The 16,196-nt window shown below is 45.0% G+C and carries 19 protein-coding genes and 1 tRNA gene; 16 read left to right on the forward strand and 4 right to left on the reverse strand.

Going from position 1 to position 16,196, the window contains the following annotated elements:
- Positions 1-4 precede the first annotated feature (4 nt).
- From AB4585_RS08160 to ruvX, 5 genes are all read left to right on the forward strand, one after another.
- Positions 5-736 (forward strand): endonuclease, encoded by a 732-nt coding sequence (locus tag AB4585_RS08160; protein ID WP_136981608.1) that lies wholly within the window; start codon positions 5-7, stop codon positions 734-736.
- Between the two features lie 153 nt (positions 737-889).
- The gene (rsmE, locus tag AB4585_RS08165) at positions 890-1,621 is read left to right on the forward strand and encodes a 16S rRNA (uracil(1498)-N(3))-methyltransferase (protein ID WP_017062238.1); all 732 of its coding nucleotides are present in this window, start codon (positions 890-892) and stop codon (positions 1,619-1,621) included.
- Between the two features lie 9 nt (positions 1,622-1,630).
- Positions 1,631-2,581: a glutathione synthase gene (gene gshB, locus AB4585_RS08170; protein WP_004735482.1), complete on the forward strand. Its 951-nt coding sequence runs from the start codon at positions 1,631-1,633 to the stop codon at positions 2,579-2,581.
- A 116-nt stretch (positions 2,582-2,697) separates the two neighbouring features.
- Positions 2,698-3,261 (forward strand): YqgE/AlgH family protein, encoded by a 564-nt coding sequence (locus AB4585_RS08175; protein ID WP_102333139.1) that lies wholly within the window; start codon positions 2,698-2,700, stop codon positions 3,259-3,261.
- Between the two features lie 60 nt (positions 3,262-3,321).
- Positions 3,322-3,744, forward strand: coding sequence for a Holliday junction resolvase RuvX (ruvX, locus tag AB4585_RS08180; protein WP_004735480.1), 423 nt, complete (start codon positions 3,322-3,324; stop codon positions 3,742-3,744).
- 328 nt (positions 3,745-4,072) lie between these two features.
- Here the strand turns inward: ruvX and AB4585_RS08185 are convergent, their stop codons facing one another.
- The gene (locus AB4585_RS08185; RefSeq protein WP_372169528.1) at positions 4,073-5,182 is read right to left on the reverse strand and encodes a PilT/PilU family type 4a pilus ATPase; all 1,110 of its coding nucleotides are present in this window, start codon (positions 5,180-5,182) and stop codon (positions 4,073-4,075) included.
- A 14-nt stretch (positions 5,183-5,196) separates the two neighbouring features.
- On the reverse strand, positions 5,197-6,234 hold the full coding sequence (locus AB4585_RS08190) for a type IV pilus twitching motility protein PilT (RefSeq protein WP_017062242.1): 1,038 nt from the start codon (positions 6,232-6,234) through the stop codon (positions 5,197-5,199).
- A gap of 26 nt (positions 6,235-6,260) precedes the next feature.
- On the opposite strand from AB4585_RS08190, the gene AB4585_RS08195 reads away from it, so the two are divergent.
- The 7 genes from AB4585_RS08195 (at position 6,261) to hemW (ending at position 11,092) form a co-directional block, all read left to right on the forward strand.
- Positions 6,261-6,965, forward strand: a complete 705-nt coding sequence (locus AB4585_RS08195) for a YggS family pyridoxal phosphate-dependent enzyme (RefSeq protein ID WP_372169530.1) — start codon at positions 6,261-6,263, stop codon at positions 6,963-6,965.
- 78 nt (positions 6,966-7,043) lie between these two features.
- Positions 7,044-7,862, forward strand: coding sequence for a pyrroline-5-carboxylate reductase (proC, locus tag AB4585_RS08200; protein WP_372169532.1), 819 nt, complete (start codon positions 7,044-7,046; stop codon positions 7,860-7,862).
- A 57-nt stretch (positions 7,863-7,919) separates the two neighbouring features.
- A complete protein-coding gene (locus tag AB4585_RS08205) occupies positions 7,920-8,477 on the forward strand; it encodes a YggT family protein (protein WP_017067798.1) in 558 nt (185 codons plus the stop codon).
- Positions 8,478-8,506: 29 nt separating this feature from the next.
- Entirely contained in the window at positions 8,507-8,797 is a 291-nt protein-coding gene (gene yggU / locus AB4585_RS08210; protein ID WP_017067797.1) for a DUF167 family protein YggU, read from the forward strand.
- Positions 8,798-8,825: 28 nt separating this feature from the next.
- Complete coding sequence (locus AB4585_RS08215) at positions 8,826-9,257, forward strand: DUF4426 domain-containing protein (RefSeq protein ID WP_017062246.1); 432 nt, start codon at positions 8,826-8,828, stop codon at positions 9,255-9,257.
- Positions 9,258-9,305: 48 nt separating this feature from the next.
- On the forward strand, positions 9,306-9,905 hold the full coding sequence (locus AB4585_RS08220; RefSeq protein WP_017062247.1) for an XTP/dITP diphosphatase: 600 nt from the start codon (positions 9,306-9,308) through the stop codon (positions 9,903-9,905).
- Complete coding sequence (gene hemW, locus AB4585_RS08225) at positions 9,905-11,092, forward strand: radical SAM family heme chaperone HemW (RefSeq protein WP_017067796.1); 1,188 nt, start codon at positions 9,905-9,907, stop codon at positions 11,090-11,092. Before AB4585_RS08220 ends, hemW begins: the two co-directional genes overlap by 1 nt.
- A gap of 124 nt (positions 11,093-11,216) precedes the next feature.
- Here hemW and glsB read toward each other — a convergent pair whose 3' ends face one another.
- Entirely contained in the window at positions 11,217-12,137 is a 921-nt protein-coding gene (glsB, locus tag AB4585_RS08230) for a glutaminase B (RefSeq protein WP_017062249.1), read from the reverse strand.
- Between the two features lie 349 nt (positions 12,138-12,486).
- Complete coding sequence (gene trmB, locus AB4585_RS08235) at positions 12,487-13,206, reverse strand: tRNA (guanosine(46)-N7)-methyltransferase TrmB (RefSeq protein WP_017062250.1); 720 nt, start codon at positions 13,204-13,206, stop codon at positions 12,487-12,489.
- A 165-nt stretch (positions 13,207-13,371) separates the two neighbouring features.
- On the opposite strand from trmB, the gene mutY reads away from it, so the two are divergent.
- The 4 genes from mutY to AB4585_RS08255 all read left to right on the forward strand — a co-directional run bounded on the left by mutY (position 13,372) and on the right by AB4585_RS08255 (position 16,116).
- Positions 13,372-14,433 carry an A/G-specific adenine glycosylase gene (gene mutY, locus AB4585_RS08240; protein WP_065584120.1) on the forward strand — a complete coding sequence of 354 codons (1,062 nt, stop codon included), beginning with the start codon at positions 13,372-13,374 and terminating at the stop codon, positions 14,431-14,433.
- Positions 14,434-14,461: 28 nt separating this feature from the next.
- Positions 14,462-14,734 carry an oxidative damage protection protein gene (locus AB4585_RS08245; protein ID WP_010435637.1) on the forward strand — a complete coding sequence of 91 codons (273 nt, stop codon included), beginning with the start codon at positions 14,462-14,464 and terminating at the stop codon, positions 14,732-14,734.
- Between the two features lie 69 nt (positions 14,735-14,803).
- The gene (gene mltC / locus AB4585_RS08250; RefSeq protein ID WP_017063191.1) at positions 14,804-15,937 is read left to right on the forward strand and encodes a membrane-bound lytic murein transglycosylase MltC; all 1,134 of its coding nucleotides are present in this window, start codon (positions 14,804-14,806) and stop codon (positions 15,935-15,937) included.
- Between the two features lie 103 nt (positions 15,938-16,040).
- Positions 16,041-16,116, forward strand: a tRNA-Phe gene (locus tag AB4585_RS08255).
- Positions 16,117-16,196 lie beyond the last annotated feature (80 nt).

Genomic DNA, 16,196 nt, shown 5'->3' on the forward strand with positions numbered 1-16,196 from the left:
TTCTATGCAAAAACTCACCATCAAAGCATTTGGCCTACCTGTGTCTTTTTACTTAACAATAGTATTTGGCCTACTGGTAACCCAAAGCGTTCTCGCCGCACCACCGAGCTCATTTTCCAAAGCAAAAAGAGAAGCGGTGAAGATTTACCTCGACCATCCGACTTCATTTTATTGCGGCTGTGACATTACTTGGAAGGACAAAAAGAAAGGCATTCCCGACCTTGATGGCTGTGGCTATCAAGTCCGAAAACAACAAAAGCGGGCGAGTCGAATTGAGTGGGAACACGTGGTTCCAGCTTGGCAATTTGGCCACCAGCGTCAGTGTTGGCAAGATGGTGGGCGCAAGAACTGCACTCGCAATGACAAAATATTCAAATCCATGGAAGCCGACCTTCACAACCTAACTCCGGCCATTGGCGAGGTTAACGGTGATCGCTCCAACTACAACTTCAGTCAGTGGAATGGCATGGATGGTGTGAGCTATGGTCAGTGTGAAATGCAGGTCAACTTCAAGCAGCGTAAAGTTATGCCGCCAGACAGAGCAAAAGGCTCTATCGCGCGTACTTACCTTTACATGAGCCAAGAGTATGGTTTCAAACTATCTAAGCAACAAACCAACCTAATGATGGCGTGGAACAAGCAATTTCCTGTCGACAAGTGGGAATGTACTCGTGATGAGCGAATCTATGCCATCCAAGGTAATCACAACCCATTTGTTTACCCTGCTTGTAAATAACGTCGCTCGCACAATCAACATTCCTAACTATCTCAAACAAGAGTTTCAGAATTGCCCCTGAAACTCTTGCTCTACCCTTGTTTTTTCAACTAAAAGCATCCATGTTAGGCAGAGACAAAATACCCAAATGAACATATTTATAGGTTTACCAGCATGAGAATCCCTCGTATTCATCACCCAGAACGCATTCATCAGTTAGGTTCACTCGCTTTAGGCGAAGATGCCGCGGGTCATGTTGGTCGTGTCCTTCGCATGAAAGAAGGCCAAGAAGTCCTTCTATTTGATGGCAGTGGCGCTGAATTCCCTGCGACGATAGCCGAAGTATCAAAGAAAAATGTCACCGTTAATGTTTCTGAACGCATCGAACGCAGCAGCGAATCTCCGTTAGACTTACATTTAGGCCAAGTGATTTCACGTGGCGACAAAATGGAGTTCACGATTCAGAAATCGGTTGAGCTTGGTGTGAACACCATTACCCCTTTAATTTCAGAGCGCTGTGGCGTTAAGCTTGATACAAAACGCTTCGAGAAAAAACTCGCACAGTGGCAAAAGATTGCTATCGCGGCGTGTGAACAGTGTGGCCGCAATACGGTTCCAGTCATTCGCCCTATCATGCAACTTGAAGAGTGGTGTAGCGAACCGAGTGAAGCATTAAAGCTGAACTTACATCCTCGTGCAAAATACTCAATTAATACCCTTCCAGAACCTATCAGTAAGGTACGCCTATTGATCGGCCCTGAAGGTGGCTTGTCGGCTGAAGAAATCGGCATGACAGAACAATACAAATTTGAAGAGACGCTACTCGGCCCACGTGTACTTCGTACCGAAACAGCAGCTCTAACCGCAATTACTGCCTTACAAGTCCGTTTTGGCGATCTAGGCTAGGAGAAAAAAATGATCAAACTTGGCATCGTAATGGATCCAATTTCATCCATTAACATCAAAAAAGACTCTAGCTTTGCCATGATGCTTGAAGCTCAGCGTCGTGGTTACGAAATCCATTACATGGAAATGGATGATCTACATTTAGATCAAGGCGTAGCCATTGCTGACACTAAGGTTGTTGAACTAAAAGAAGATCCAAACGGTTGGTACGAGTTCAAATCAGAACAGACTATCGCGCTATCCGATTTAGATGCGGTACTAATGCGTAAAGATCCTCCGTTTGATACTGAGTACATCTACGCAACTTACATTCTTGAGCGTGCTGAAGAGAACGGCGCACTGATCGTCAACAAACCACAAAGCCTACGTGACTGTAACGAGAAGTTGTTCACGGCATGGTTCCCTGAACTGACACCGACCACCATCGTGACTCGTAAAGCTGAAAAAATTAAAGCGTTCCGAGAAGAACACGGCGACGTGATTCTAAAACCACTTGATGGCATGGGCGGCGCGTCTATCTTCCGTGTGAAAGAAGGCGATCCAAACGTATCAGTTATTATTGAAACCTTGACCAACCACGGTCAGAACTACGCAATGGCACAAACTTTTGTTCCAGACATCAGCAATGGTGATAAGCGTATTCTTGTGGTTGACGGTGAGCCAATGCCTTACTGTCTAGCGCGTATTCCTGCAAAAGGGGAAACTCGAGGTAACCTTGCTGCTGGCGGTACAGGTGAAGCTCGTCCTCTAAGTGAAACAGACTGGGCTATCGCAAGAGCAGTTGCTCCAGCACTGAAAGAGAAAGGCTTAATCTTTGTTGGGCTTGATGTTATCGGCGACAAGCTGACTGAAATTAACGTGACTAGCCCTACTTGTATCCGTGAAATTGAAGCCGCTTTTGATATTTCAGTTACAGGTAAATTAATGGATGCAATTGAGCGTCGCGTTAACGCTAAATAGCCTAAACTAAAGAAAGCCTTAGCTATTCGAAAACACAGAAATATCTAGGCAAAGAACAATGAGCGGCTTTACGCCGCTCTTTTTCCTTTACTGGGAACACACTGGCAGGAGGCTCTATGAATTTAACGAACCACTTTCTGGTTGCTATGCCCGGAATGAAAGACCCATACTTTCAAAATTCGGTGATTTACCTTTGTGAGCACAATGACGAAGGCGCGATGGGTTTGATGATCAACGCCCCTATTGATGTCACTGTCGGTAGCATGCTTAAGCAAGTTGAGGTTGATTCTGATCAGCCAAAACCCAACCAAGCAAGTCTTGATAAGCCTGTATTGAATGGTGGACCGGTCGCAGAAGACCGTGGATTTATTTTGCACAAACCTAAAGGCAGCTATCAATCCAGCATCAACATGACAGATCAAATCTCGGTGACGACTTCAAAAGATATCTTGATGGTGTTGGGCACAGAAGATGAGCCGATGAATTATTTAGTCGCACTTGGGTATGCAGGATGGGAACCGGGACAACTGGAAACCGAACTGACCGAGAACTCATGGTTAACTGTTGAAGCCGATCCAAAGGTCATCTTCGATACGCCAATTTCAGACCGCTGGAAAGTCGCAGTGCAGATGTTAGGCATCAATGCGGCTCAGCTTTCAGCAGACGCTGGCCACGCCTAGCCCGACTCAGATCAATAAAATAAACAGACACTCTCAAACACAGATTAATTTGGAAGCCCCATGTCACGAACAATTATGGCATTTGACTACGGTACGAAAAGTATCGGCAGTGCGATAGGACAAGAAATCACAGGTACAGCAAGCCCTTTAAAAGCCTTTAAAGCCAAAGATGGTATCCCCAACTGGGATGACATAGAAAAACAAATCAAAGAGTGGCAGCCGAATCTTATAGTGGTTGGTCTTCCTACCGACCTTCATGGTAAAGATCTAGCCGCGATTACACCAAGGGCGAAGAAGTTTGCCAATCGCCTAAAGGGGCGCTTTGGCGTCGATGTTGAGCTGCATGATGAAAGACTTTCTACGACAGAAGCAAGGGCCGACCTTTTTGAAATGGGTGGCTACAAAGCACTAAGCAAAGGCAATGTCGATAACCAATCAGCTGTTGTAATTCTAGAGAGTTGGTTTGAAGCACAATATTCTTAACTAAAATTAAGTGCTCAAAGATTAAACTCCTTTGTGATCCTATAATGATATTACGACGTAATGTCGAAGCAATTCATTATTAGGTAAGTGGGAGTTCACATGAAAATTTTTCTAGCAATATTCGCCGCTCTAACCATTTCAGCATGCAGCTCAACAGGGTCTAGCAGTGCTGGGTATATGAATGATGGTAAAACCAATTCTAGCTTCACTAGCGGCAACAAATATTACGATGACAGCCGTCGAGAACACGGTTCGCTGAATAATAATTAAATACCTTCAAACGCCTGAGTTTCAAAACTCAGGCGTTCTTCGTTAAAGCCTATAGCTTCTAACCCATATCAATCTTCACGCCAGCCAAAGCTCCGGTTCCGTAGTCATCATCACCACGTCTGGTTTTTAGCATTAAGCGTAAGTCATTCGCAGAATCAGCACTGTGGAATGCGTCTTCTTCATTGATCTTGCCTGCAAGCACCAAGTCATACAAAGCTTGGTCAAAAGTCTGCATACCAATCTCTTTCGATTTAGCCATAGTCGCTTTTAGTTCATGCAACTCACCACGACGAATCAAGTCAGACACTCGCGGGCTGTTGAGTAGAATCTCAAACACACCATGTCGACCGCTGCCATTCTTATCTCGGATTAATTGCTGAGCGACGACACCACGCAGGTTCATCGACAGATCAAACAAGAACTGCTCTTTCTGTTCTTTCGGCACCAAGTGAAGAATACGTTCTAACGCTTGGTTGGCATTATTCGCGTGCAGTGTTGCCATACACAAGTGGCCCGTTTCAGCAAAGGTCATCGCGTATTCCATGGTTTCACGGCTACGGATTTCGCCAATCAAGATCATGTCTGGTGCTTGGCGTAGCGAGTTCTTAAGCGCGACCTCGTAACTCTCGGTGTCGAGCCCGACCTCACGCTGCGTCACGATGCACTTTTTATGTTCGTGCACAAATTCAATAGGGTCTTCAACCGTCAAGATATGTCCCGAGCGATTGGTGTTGCGATAGCCTGTCATTGCAGCCATTGAGGTCGATTTACCAGAGCCTGTCGCACCAACCACCAGCACAAGTCCGCGCTTAGCTATTGATAGGTCCTGTAGTACATCAGGAAGCTTTAGTTGCTCAAAGGTTGGGATGTTAGTCTCGATACGTCGAATGACCGCTCCAGGTAGCTCTCGTTGAAAGAATGCACTGACACGAAAACGACCAAAATCACGCACGATGGCAAAATTAGCCTCACGCGTTTGCTGATATTCATCGCGTCGGTCTTGATCCATCATCGCATCAAGAAGCTGAGATACTTGAGCCGCATTCAGCTTATCTCCTTGAGGTCGCAGTTCACCATCCACACGAAACAGGATTGGAGCATCGACAGTGATATAAAGATCCGAAGCCTTTTGAGATAGCATCCCCTCAAGGATTTGATTCAATTCCATTTTGTTCACCTTGATTAAAACATTGAGGTTTCAATTTCGATCTTTTTCTCGACCTCTTCTGAATCAACCAAGCCTTGAGCCATCAACTGCTTCGCATTTTGCTCCATGGTCTGCATACCGTGTGCCGCGCCCGTTTGAATGATCGAATACATCTGCGCGACCTTGTCTTCACGGATCAAGTTTCTGATCGCAGGTGTCGCCATCATGATTTCATGACAAGCCACACGACCGCCACCAACACGCTTTAACAGCTTCTGGGCAATCACCGAACGTAACGATTCAGACAACATTGAACGCACCATGTCTTTGTCGCTACCCGGGAATACATCGATAATACGGTCTATGGTTTTTGCCGCAGAGCTAGTATGCAAAGTACCAAAGACCAAGTGACCCGTTTCTGCTGCGGTTAACGCTAAGCTAATCGTCTCTTGGTCACGAAGTTCACCAACCAGAATCACGTCTGGGTCTTCACGTAAGGCACTGCGCAGTGCCGCTTTAAAACTGTGAGTATCACGGTGAACTTCACGCTGGTTGACTAGGCATTTATTATTGGTGTGAACGAATTCAATCGGGTCTTCAATCGTCAGAATATGCTTATTGTGGTTGCGATTTACGTAATCAACCATCGCCGCAAGAGTCGTTGATTTACCAGAGCCAGTTGGACCAGTGACGAGCACTAACCCTTTTTCGTAGTTAGCAATCCTTTCGAAGATCTCAGGTGCACCTAACTGATCTAAAGTCGGGATTTCGACAGGGATAGTTCGAAAGACAGCTGAGCAGCCACGGGCTTGGTTAAACGCATTAACACGAAAGCGACCAACATTGGGTAATTCAAAAGAGAAGTCGACTTCCAGTTTTTCTTCAAACTCGCCGCGTTGTGAATCGCTCATGATCTCAAAAACCAAACGATGCACATCAGCATGACTCAAAGCTGGGATTCCAAGCTTCCTTACTTCACCATCTATACGTACCATTGGAGATACACCCGCAGAAAGATGTAGATCTGACGCGTTATGCTTTACACTAAAATCTAGTAACTCAGTGATATCCATTTATTTTCCCTTAAGTAAAGTCAGCTATGAGTAGTATTCAACAAAATATCGAACAAATCACCTCACAGATTCGTAGTGCTGAGCAAAAGTGCGGACGAGCTCCAGAGTCCGTGCAACTTTTAGCCGTCAGCAAAACTAAACCTATTGATGCGATTCTAGAAGCCGCACTCGGAGGCCAAGTTGCCTTTGGTGAAAACTATGTTCAAGAAGGTGTAGATAAAGTAAAACACTTTTCAGAACAACATTCTAACCTAAATTTAGAGTGGCATTTTATTGGTCCAATTCAATCCAATAAAACCCGCCCAATCGCGGAAAGCTTTCAATGGGTGCATTCCGTCGATCGCGATAAGATCGCACAAAGGCTTAATGATCAACGACCAAGCGAACTTCCACCTTTGCAAGTGTTGATTCAGGTAAACACCAGTGGTGAAGAGTCCAAATCTGGAGCCTCAGAAGAGACAGTTTTTGCACTCGCGGAGTTGATTTCATCGCTCCCCAACCTCACCTTAAGAGGATTGATGTCGATTCCTGCAAACGTATCTGACTATCAATCTCAGCTTAATGCATTTTCTCAACTGGCAGAGCTTAAAGACAAGCTAGCCGCGAAGTATTCAGACATTGATACCCTTTCGATGGGGATGAGTGGTGATATGGATGCAGCAGTTGAGGCTGGCAGCACCATGGTTCGTATTGGAACAGCTATTTTCGGCGCTCGTGATTACGCGAAATAGCCGTAGTAAGTAACGACAAGTACAAGTATTGATACCGCTTCGCCTTATCCGCGCAGCGACACGCTCAGGATTTTATATATGGTACATAAGAACATCGCCTTTATTGGGGCGGGAAACATGGTTCGCTCAATTGTAGCTGGCTTAGTTGCTAGTGGTTACCCAGCGCAAAAGATTACTGCGACAGCACCTTCAGAAACCAGAAGGCTGCCGTTAGAACAAGAATACGGCATCAATACCACCAGCGATAATATTGCAGCAGCAGAGCAAGCAGACGTTGTTGTGTTATCCGTGAAGCCACAAATGATGGCTGATGTATGTAAACCCTTACAAGATATCGACTTCAGCAACAAACTAGTTATCTCAATTGCCGCGGGTATTAATGCGAATCGACTTAATGAGATGTTAAACTGCCAACTGAACCTTGTTCGTGTGATGCCAAACACGCCATCACTGCTTGGTAAAGGAATGAGCGGTCTTTATGCCGATTCAACGGTCAGCCAAAATGATAAAGACTTTGCATCTCAGCTGATGCAAGCTGTTGGTGAAGTAAGTTGGGTTGAACAAGAGTCTGGAATCAACAACATCATTGCGGCGGCGGGTAGCGCTCCGGCTTACTTCTTCCTGTTTATGGAAGCGATGCAAGCTGAAGCAATCAAGCAAGGTTTTGACCAAGAAACCGCTCGTAAGCTAGTGCAGCAGTCTGCATTAGGCGCGGCAGAGATGGTGGTAGCAAACCAAGATACTGAATTATCAACACTGCGTGAACAAGTGACTTCAAAAGGCGGAACAACTGCAGAAGCATTGCGCACGTTCAATGAACATCAACTATCAGACATCGTAGCCAAAGCCATGCAAGCGGCGGTTGCTCGAGCTGAAGAGATGGAAAAACTGTTTTAAGCATTTTGTCGCTCGGGTTATATCTAAGCGGCAAGTAAATCCGAAAAAGGAAACAATATGAACTCGATGAGCTTTCTGATCTCGACCGTTTTTGATCTTTACATCATGGTTGTGATCTTGCGTATCTGGCTACAAGCATCACGTGCAGATTTCTACAACCCATTCTCACAATTCATCGTAAAAGCGACACAACCGGTTGTTGCCCCACTACGCCGAGTTATTCCATCAATCGGCAGCCTTGATCTAGCGACCGTTGTTTTCGCTTATGTGCTGTGTGTACTTAAGTTCGTTGCTCTAAACCTGATTATCTCTGGCGGCGCTGCCGTTTTCGATATTAGCTTCCTTATCTTTGGTGCACTGTCTCTGCTCAAAGCGGCTGGTGGTTTGATCTTCTGGGTTCTGCTAATCCGTGCAATCCTAAGCTGGGTAAGCCAAGGTCGTAGTCCAATCGAGTACGTATTCCATCAACTGACTGAACCAATGCTAGTGCCTATCCGCCGTATCCTTCCGGACATGGGTGGCTTCGACCTAAGCGTACTGGTTCTGTTCATTGTTCTGCAATTTGCGAACTTCCTAATGGGCGACATGATTGGCCCTATTTGGTATCAGCTATAATTCAAGTACAAACATCAGGTACTTTGACGATGCCAAAAGCGGTTTGGGCCGAGGAAGACGATATTCTTCTTAGGCTCTATATCCAACCCAAAGCAAGCCGAGACAAAATTGTCGGCTTGCACGGTCAGGAACTGAAAATTGCCATTACTGCACCACCGGTTGATGGCAAAGCCAATGCCCATTTAGCGAAATACCTCGCGAAACAGTTTAAGGTCGCAAAAGGGCAAATTAAGATAGAAAAGGGAGATCTCGGTAGGCACAAGCAAGTTCGAATATGCTCGCCAAGCCAAATCCCAACTGAAGTCAAAGCCATCCTATGATGGCTTTTTGCTATTTATTGGAGTCATTATGCGTTTATGGATAACAGCACTACTCACCGCTCTTGTTGCCTTACCAAGCTCAGCAGGGCAATTTAAGAACATTAAGGATGTCGAGGTTCATTACTCGGCTTTTAATTCCACGTTCTTAACTTCGCAAGTCGCTAAGCAATACAAACTTAAGCGAAATGGATACTCAGCAATCCTCAACATCAGCGTGTTAGACAAGGCTTCTCTAGGCAAGCCTGCGACAACGGCTAAAATTACGGGAACAGCGAAGAACCTCGTTGGAAACACCCGTACTTTGAAGTTTCGAGAAATCAAAGAAGGCGATGCGATTTATTACCTTGCTGAGTTCCCCGTAACTCACGAAGAAAACATCACCTTCGACATCGATGTGAACGCAGGCCTAAAAGGCACTGGTCCACTGCGTTTCACACAGAAATTCTATATAGAAGAGTAAGCTCAAACCTTACTTTTCATTTATTAACTTATTTAGAGCTACATTCCCATGAGTAAGATTGTTTTAGCAACAGGCAACCAAGGTAAAGTTCGCGAGATGGCAGATATTCTGTCTGAGTTTGGTTTTGACGTTGTCGCGCAAAGTGAATTTAACGTTTCAGAAGTCGCTGAAACAGGAACGACTTTCATTGAAAATGCCATCATCAAAGCTCGCCACGCAGCGAAAGAAACAGGGCTGCCAGCCATTGCTGACGACTCAGGTTTAGAGGTTGATTACTTAAATGGTGCGCCAGGTATCTATTCAGCGCGTTACTCAGGTGAAGGGGCAACCGATAAGCAGAACATCAAAAAACTATTAGATGCGATGCAAGGTGTCGAAACTGAAAAGCGTACTGCGCGTTTCCACTGTGTGTTGGTGCTAATGCGTCACGAGAATGATCCAACACCTCTAGTGTGTCACGGTAAATGGGAAGGTCGTATTCTTACTGAAGAACACGGTGAGAATGGCTTTGGCTACGATCCTGTGTTCTTTGTACCAGAAGATAACTGCGCCTCAGCAGAGCTTGAATCTTCGCGTAAGAAGCAACTATCACACCGTGGTAAAGCGCTTGCGTCACTATTCAAGACTCTCAAGGAGCAAGCTCTGTAATGCACAATGCAGCGCTAATACCACCCGCACTTAGCCTCTATGTACACATCCCATGGTGTGTACAAAAGTGTCCGTATTGTGATTTTAACTCTCACGCTCTGAAAGCCGAGATCCCTGAAAAAGAGTACATCGATGCACTGCTTGAAGATCTCGATACTGATATCGAAAAATATCAGCTCAATGGTATGCCTCGCCCACTGCATTCGATCTTTATTGGTGGCGGTACCCCAAGCCTGTTTTCTCCTGAAGGAATTGGCCGATTGTTACAAGGCATTGAACAGCGCATCCCGTTCAAACCTGAAATAGAAATCACCATGGAAGCCAACCCGGGAACTATCGAAGCTGAGCGTTTTGCAGGTTACCAAAAGGCAGGCATTACTCGAATCTCGGTGGGTGTGCAAAGTTTTGAGCAAGAGAAACTGGAAAGACTTGGGCGTATTCATGGTCAAGATGAAGCGGTAAATGCTGCTCATTTAGCGCATAAGATTGGATTGAATAGTTTCAATTTAGACTTAATGCACGGCTTACCCGAACAGAGTATTGAACAAGCGTTGGCTGATTTGGATAAAGCGATAGAACTCGACCCTCCGCACTTATCTTGGTATCAGCTAACAATAGAACCTAACACCATGTTCTATTACAAAACACCAACGCTGCCTGATGATGATGACCTTTGGGATATCTTCGACCTAGGCCATAAGAAGCTCGCAGACGCAGGGTATGTGCAGTACGAAATTTCAGGCTACAGCAAGCCGGGATATCAGTGCCAACATAACCTCAACTACTGGCGCTTTGGTGACTATCTAGGTATTGGCTGTGGCTCTCATGGCAAGCTGAGCTTTACAGATGGACGCATTGTTCGTACCACTAAGGTTAAGCACCCTAGAGGCTATCTAGCTGCGTACCAAAACATGGTAAAACCTTATCTATCAGATGAATTTGAAGTGCCGAATGAAGACCGCCCTTTTGAATTTTTCATGAACCGCTTTAGGTTAATGGAAGCATGTCCAAAGCAGGATTTCATTGATACGACAGGGCTTGGTTTTGACTCGATTCAAAAAACGATTGAATGGGCAAAAGAGCTAGGCTACTTGAAGGAAACCGACACTCACTGGCAGATCACTGAAAAAGGAAAGCTGTTTCTCAATGATCTGTTAGAAGCCTTTATGGCAGAAGAAGACGAGTAGTTCGAGATTCGAGATTCGAGAAGCATTGCGTAAGGGTTGGCTTTAGGGTCAACCCTTTTTGTTTTATAGCCCTCTCTCGGAGCGAAGCGTTCTATAGGACAACGTCCGTGCTCGAATCTTTCTCTTAGAAAATAGAACGACCAATTCGCTCTGAAAGCAACTCTAGAGCCTTAGTACCTGCGAGCGAGTTGCCAGAAGGATCAAGCTCTGGAGACCACACCGCAATCGTCATTTCGCCAGGAACGATAGCAATAATACCGCCACCAACGCCCGATTTTCCTGGCATACCAACACGGTAGGCAAACTCACCAGCCCCATCGTACAAGCCACACGTCGCAAGCAAAGCATTCAACTGCTTGGTTTGAACTGGCGTGATGATCTCTTTCTTGGTTTGAACCGACACGCCTTTGTTTGCTAAATAGCTAAAGGTTTTTGCCAAATCCACACACGTCATTTTAAGCGCACAAGCGTGGAAGTAGTTATTCAGAACTGGGATAACATCATTCTCAAAATTACCAAATGAACGCATCAAATAAGCAATGGCAGCATTACGATCGCTGTGCATCATTTCTGAAGCCGCTACCACCTTGTCATACACAATATGAGTATCACCCGATAACTGACGCACAAACTCTAACAAGCGGTGCCTAGGCGCAGACAAGCGGCTTTGTAGTAGGTCTGCAACGACAATTGCCCCCGCATTGATGAACGGGTTGCGGGGAATACCATACTCCATCTCAAGCTGAATCATCGAGTTAAAGGCTTGACCAGAAGGCTCTTTGCCTACTCTTTGCCAAATCTCTTCAGGCTTATATAGCACCATAGCTAGCGTCAGGCTCAAGGCTTTAGAAATAGATTGCACAGAAAATGCTTCTTCAGCATCGCCTGCTTTAATCACCTCACCTTCATTGGTGTATACCGCGATCGCCAGTTTCTGGTTCGATACGCGAGCCAGTGCAGGGATATAATCAGCGACCTTTCCCTGTCCAATTAAAGGACGAACTTCGTCTAAGATCTCGGCCAAAATAGCTTGAGTTGGTTTCATGTGCGCTTACTTCTATATTGTTATTTTTGTAGGGGTGTAACATATACCAATCGTAGTAAATAACTGCTCACTCTAGCTTGTTAAAATGCTCGATAACTGCGTTAGAATTTTTGATTGTAGAGTAACTACTTATCGAAAAATGCTGCCTTGTTCTCAAGCCTTTTTCCTACGCTATTTCTGATCACTTACTTACTGTGATTGGTATTACTTTCTGTCGTTAAGCCTTTACTGAAATAAAAGCCTAAGGACAAAAAAGCCAACATTACAATAATGTTGGCTTTAATCAATCCCATAAAGTGTAGGGGTTAAACCCTAAGTCGGATTACCCTTCACTTAATTTGATTCGAAGTTACTTAGTACGCTTGAACTTAATGTCCCAAACACCATGACCTAAACGGTGGCCACGCGCTTCAAACTTAGTTAGCGGGCGCTCATCCGGACGAGGGATGTAATCACCATCTTCAGCGATGTTTTCGAAGCCTGGAGCTACGTTCATCACTTCAATCATATGTTCTGCGTAGTTTTCCCAGTCTGTTGCCATGTGGAAAACACCAGTATCAAGTTGAAGCTTGCCGCGAACCATCTCTGCAAACTCAGCCTTAACGATACGACGTTTATGGTGACGAGCTTTGTGCCATGGGTCAGGGAAGAACAGTTGCAGAGTATGCAGGCTGCTATCTGGGATCATGTGTTCAAATACTTCTACAGCATCGTGACACATTACACGCAGGTTAGTTACGCCAGCATCGCGAGCTGTACCTAAACACGCACCAACACCCGGGCTATGAACTTCAATACCTAAGAAGTTTTTCTCAGGTGCGTTCTTTGCCATTTCAACCAGTGATGCACCCATACCGAAGCCAATCTCTAGTACAACCGGGTTATCGTTGCCAAATACTTCTTTCCAGTTAAGAAGCTCTGGGTTGTAGTCGATACCCATTGTTGGCCAACATTCATTCATCGCGTTCTCTTGGCCTTTTGTTAAGCGGCCTTCGCGGCGAACAAAGCTACGGATCTTACGAACCAGTTTGCCGTCTTCAGTATATTCGTTAGTGGTCACTTCACTCATTGATTTTTGCCTGCACATTGATTAATCAAAGCGGGGATTATCCAAAGAATTGCCTCCGGTGCAAGTCTTTCCGTGGATAAATTCCCACACAATTTGTCTGTTTTACATCCAACGTTAAGTGTGGTGCAATTTCGCTTCTAATAATAGCAAAGCATAGAGCATGTCGTGACTCCTTTCGCAACCGCCATATTAAAGTGGTATGACGCCTACGGGCGTAAAGAATTGCCTTGGCAACAAAACAAAACCGCCTACACCGTTTGGCTATCTGAAATCATGCTTCAGCAGACTCAGGTTGCTACGGTGATTCCATACTACCAACGCTTCTTAGAACGCTTTCCAACGGTTATCGACCTAGCGAACGCCGAACAAGATGAGGTACTCCACTTATGGACAGGGCTTGGTTATTACGCACGAGCTCGCAATCTACATAAAGCAGCCAAGATCGTTGCTGAGCAATATGGTGGTGAATTTCCGCTGTCTATCGAAGAGATGAACGCGCTACCGGGGATTGGTCGCTCAACAGCAGCAGCCGTCTTATCATCGGTTCATAAACTTCCTCATGCGATTCTTGATGGCAATGTAAAACGAACGCTTGCGAGAAGTTTTGCCGTTGAAGGTTGGCCGGGGCAAAAGAAAGTCGAAAACCAGCTTTGGGAACACGCCGAAGCACATACTCCGAACAAAGATGTCGATAAGTACAACCAAGCAATGATGGACATGGGTGCCATGGTTTGTACCCGTAGCAAGCCTAAGTGCACCTTGTGCCCGATTGAAAGCATGTGTGAGGCCAAGAAGCTCGATAGACAGCTCGACTTCCCTGGCAAAAAGCCTAAGAAAGAAAAGCCAGTAAAAGACACATGGTTTGTGATTCTGTATCACGACAACCAAGTGTGGCTCGAACAGCGCCCTCAATCTGGTATCTGGGGCGGATTGTTTTGTTTCCCTCAAAATGAAAACGCAGAGATCGAACATCAACTAGATCTTCGTTCGATCAAAGACACTCAAACCAATTCGATCAAGACCATGATTGCGTTTAGACACACTTTCAGCCACTACCACTTAGATATCACGCCAGTATTAGTGAAATTAGATAAACAACCAGATTTGATAATGGAAGGGGCTAAAGGTCTCTGGTATAACTTATCAAAACCGGAAGAAATTGGCCTAGCCGCTCCTGTAAAGCAGCTTATTGAGAGCCTACCCTTTGAACTGAACGACGACGTTTGAATCAACGAACGCGATAAGAGGAACCACTATGAGCCGCACTGTATTTTGTGCTCGCCTTCAAAAAGATGCTGAAGGCCTAGATTTTCAACTTTACCCAGGTGACTTAGGTAAGCGTATCTTTGACAACGTGTCTAAAGAAGCTTGGGGACAATGGCAAAGCAAGCAAACTATGCTTATCAATGAAAAGAAGCTAAACATGATGGATCCTGAGCATCGTAAACTTCTTGAAACTGAGATGGTTAACTTCCTTTTTGAAGGTAAAGATGTCGTAATTGATGGCTATACTCCACCAAGCGAATAAGACATTTATTTAAGCAATTTTTAATGACATCATGGTTAACGCTGCGATGTCATTTTTGTATGAGGAACTATGAAAAAGCTAAGTTACTTCCTAACAGCCATGTTATTAACTGGCTGCAGCCGTGAATTTGTCGAAAGCATTTATGATGTCAATTACGAGCCAACCAACCGGTTTGTGAAGAATTTAGCTGAGCTACCCGGACAATTTGAAAAAGATACCGGGGCGCTAGATTCATTAATAGATAGCTTTTCAGGCAACATTCAAAAACGTTGGGGTAGCAGTGAAATCAAGATAGCAGGTAAGAGTAACTATGTGAAATACATAGATAATTACTTAAGTCGTTCAGAAGTGAATTTTAGCCAAGGCCTGATAACGGTGGAAACGGTTTCCTCTACCGAACCGAAAAAACACCTCAAAAATGCGATCATGACGACCCTTTTGACGCCAGATGATCCGGCGCATGTCGATCTATTCTCTTCTAAAAGCATCAAGCTAGAAGGCAAACCTTTCCTCTATAATCAGGTCGTAGACCAAGAAAAAAAGCCCATTCAATGGACTTGGCGAGCGAACCAGTTTGCGGATTACCTGATCGCGAATAACCTAAAAACCAAAGAAGTCGACTTTAAAAAAGCCTACTACGTTGAAATCCCAATGGTGGCCGACCACGCTAGCCAGCGTAGTTATCAATATGCCGACATCGTTCGACGAGCGTCTCAGCGTTATGACATCCCTGAAGATTTAATCTACGCTATCATCAAGACAGAGAGTAGCTTCAACCCGTACGCCGTAAGCTGGGCTAATGCTTATGGTCTTATGCAGGTGGTACCTAAAACCGCTGGTCGAGATGTATTTGAACACGTCAAAAAGAAACCTGGTGAACCAAGCCCTGAGTACTTATTCAATCCAGAAAACAACATTGATGCTGGCACCGCATACTTTTACATCCTTAAAAATCGTTATTTGAAAGACGTAAAAAACCCATTAACGCTTGAATACAGTATGATTTCAGCCTATAACGGCGGTACTGGTGGCGTACTCAATACCTTCAGTAAGGACAGAAAGCGAGCAATGCAAGACTTAAACTCGCTGCAACCGAGCCAAGCCTACTGGGCGCTTACCAAGAAGCATCCAAATAAAGAGTCGCGCCGATACCTCGAAAAAGTAACGCAATTCAAAAAAGAATTTAACCAAGGTAAAACATAACCCTCACTTTTGAATAAAAAAACAACGAACGAACGGTTTTTTTAATTATTTTCAAAAAAGGAGTTGACGGTTATGCAGAAAATCCGTTTAATAGCGCTCCGTTGCCCGGATAGCTCAGTCGGTAGAGCAGAGGATTGAAAATCCTCGTGTCGGTGGTTCGATTCCGCCTCCGGGCACCACAATTTGATTTGTTGGTGTCAACACTCTTTAACAGGGAGTAACAACACGGACAAAAGCATAAAGAATTTAGTGTGCCGAC

The sequence above is a fragment of the Vibrio sp. 10N.222.49.C9 genome, from assembly GCF_041474985.1.
GTDB lineage: Bacteria > Pseudomonadota > Gammaproteobacteria > Enterobacterales > Vibrionaceae > Vibrio > Vibrio crassostreae_C.

Coding starts and splice junctions, on each gene's coding strand:
- AB4585_RS08175 (WP_102333139.1), top strand. CDS start 2,698: ATGAATTTAACGAACCACTTTCTGGTTGCTATGCCCGGAATGAAAGAC.
- AB4585_RS08160 (WP_136981608.1), top strand. CDS start 5: ATGCAAAAACTCACCATCAAAGCATTTGGCCTACCTGTGTCTTTTTAC.
- proC (WP_372169532.1), top strand. CDS start 7,044: ATGGTACATAAGAACATCGCCTTTATTGGGGCGGGAAACATGGTTCGC.
- yggU (WP_017067797.1), top strand. CDS start 8,507: ATGCCAAAAGCGGTTTGGGCCGAGGAAGACGATATTCTTCTTAGGCTC.
- gshB (WP_004735482.1), top strand. CDS start 1,631: ATGATCAAACTTGGCATCGTAATGGATCCAATTTCATCCATTAACATC.
- AB4585_RS08245 (WP_010435637.1), top strand. CDS start 14,462: ATGAGCCGCACTGTATTTTGTGCTCGCCTTCAAAAAGATGCTGAAGGC.
- AB4585_RS08205 (WP_017067798.1), top strand. CDS start 7,920: ATGAACTCGATGAGCTTTCTGATCTCGACCGTTTTTGATCTTTACATC.
- AB4585_RS08195 (WP_372169530.1), top strand. CDS start 6,261: ATGAGTAGTATTCAACAAAATATCGAACAAATCACCTCACAGATTCGT.
- glsB (WP_017062249.1), bottom strand. CDS start 12,137: ATGAAACCAACTCAAGCTATTTTGGCCGAGATCTTAGACGAAGTTCGT.
- AB4585_RS08185 (WP_372169528.1), bottom strand. CDS start 5,182: ATGGAATTGAATCAAATCCTTGAGGGGATGCTATCTCAAAAGGCTTCG.
- mltC (WP_017063191.1), top strand. CDS start 14,804: ATGAAAAAGCTAAGTTACTTCCTAACAGCCATGTTATTAACTGGCTGC.
- AB4585_RS08215 (WP_017062246.1), top strand. CDS start 8,826: ATGCGTTTATGGATAACAGCACTACTCACCGCTCTTGTTGCCTTACCA.
- ruvX (WP_004735480.1), top strand. CDS start 3,322: ATGTCACGAACAATTATGGCATTTGACTACGGTACGAAAAGTATCGGC.
- AB4585_RS08220 (WP_017062247.1), top strand. CDS start 9,306: ATGAGTAAGATTGTTTTAGCAACAGGCAACCAAGGTAAAGTTCGCGAG.
- AB4585_RS08190 (WP_017062242.1), bottom strand. CDS start 6,234: ATGGATATCACTGAGTTACTAGATTTTAGTGTAAAGCATAACGCGTCA.
- hemW (WP_017067796.1), top strand. CDS start 9,905: ATGCACAATGCAGCGCTAATACCACCCGCACTTAGCCTCTATGTACAC.
- rsmE (WP_017062238.1), top strand. CDS start 890: ATGAGAATCCCTCGTATTCATCACCCAGAACGCATTCATCAGTTAGGT.
- trmB (WP_017062250.1), bottom strand. CDS start 13,206: ATGAGTGAAGTGACCACTAACGAATATACTGAAGACGGCAAACTGGTT.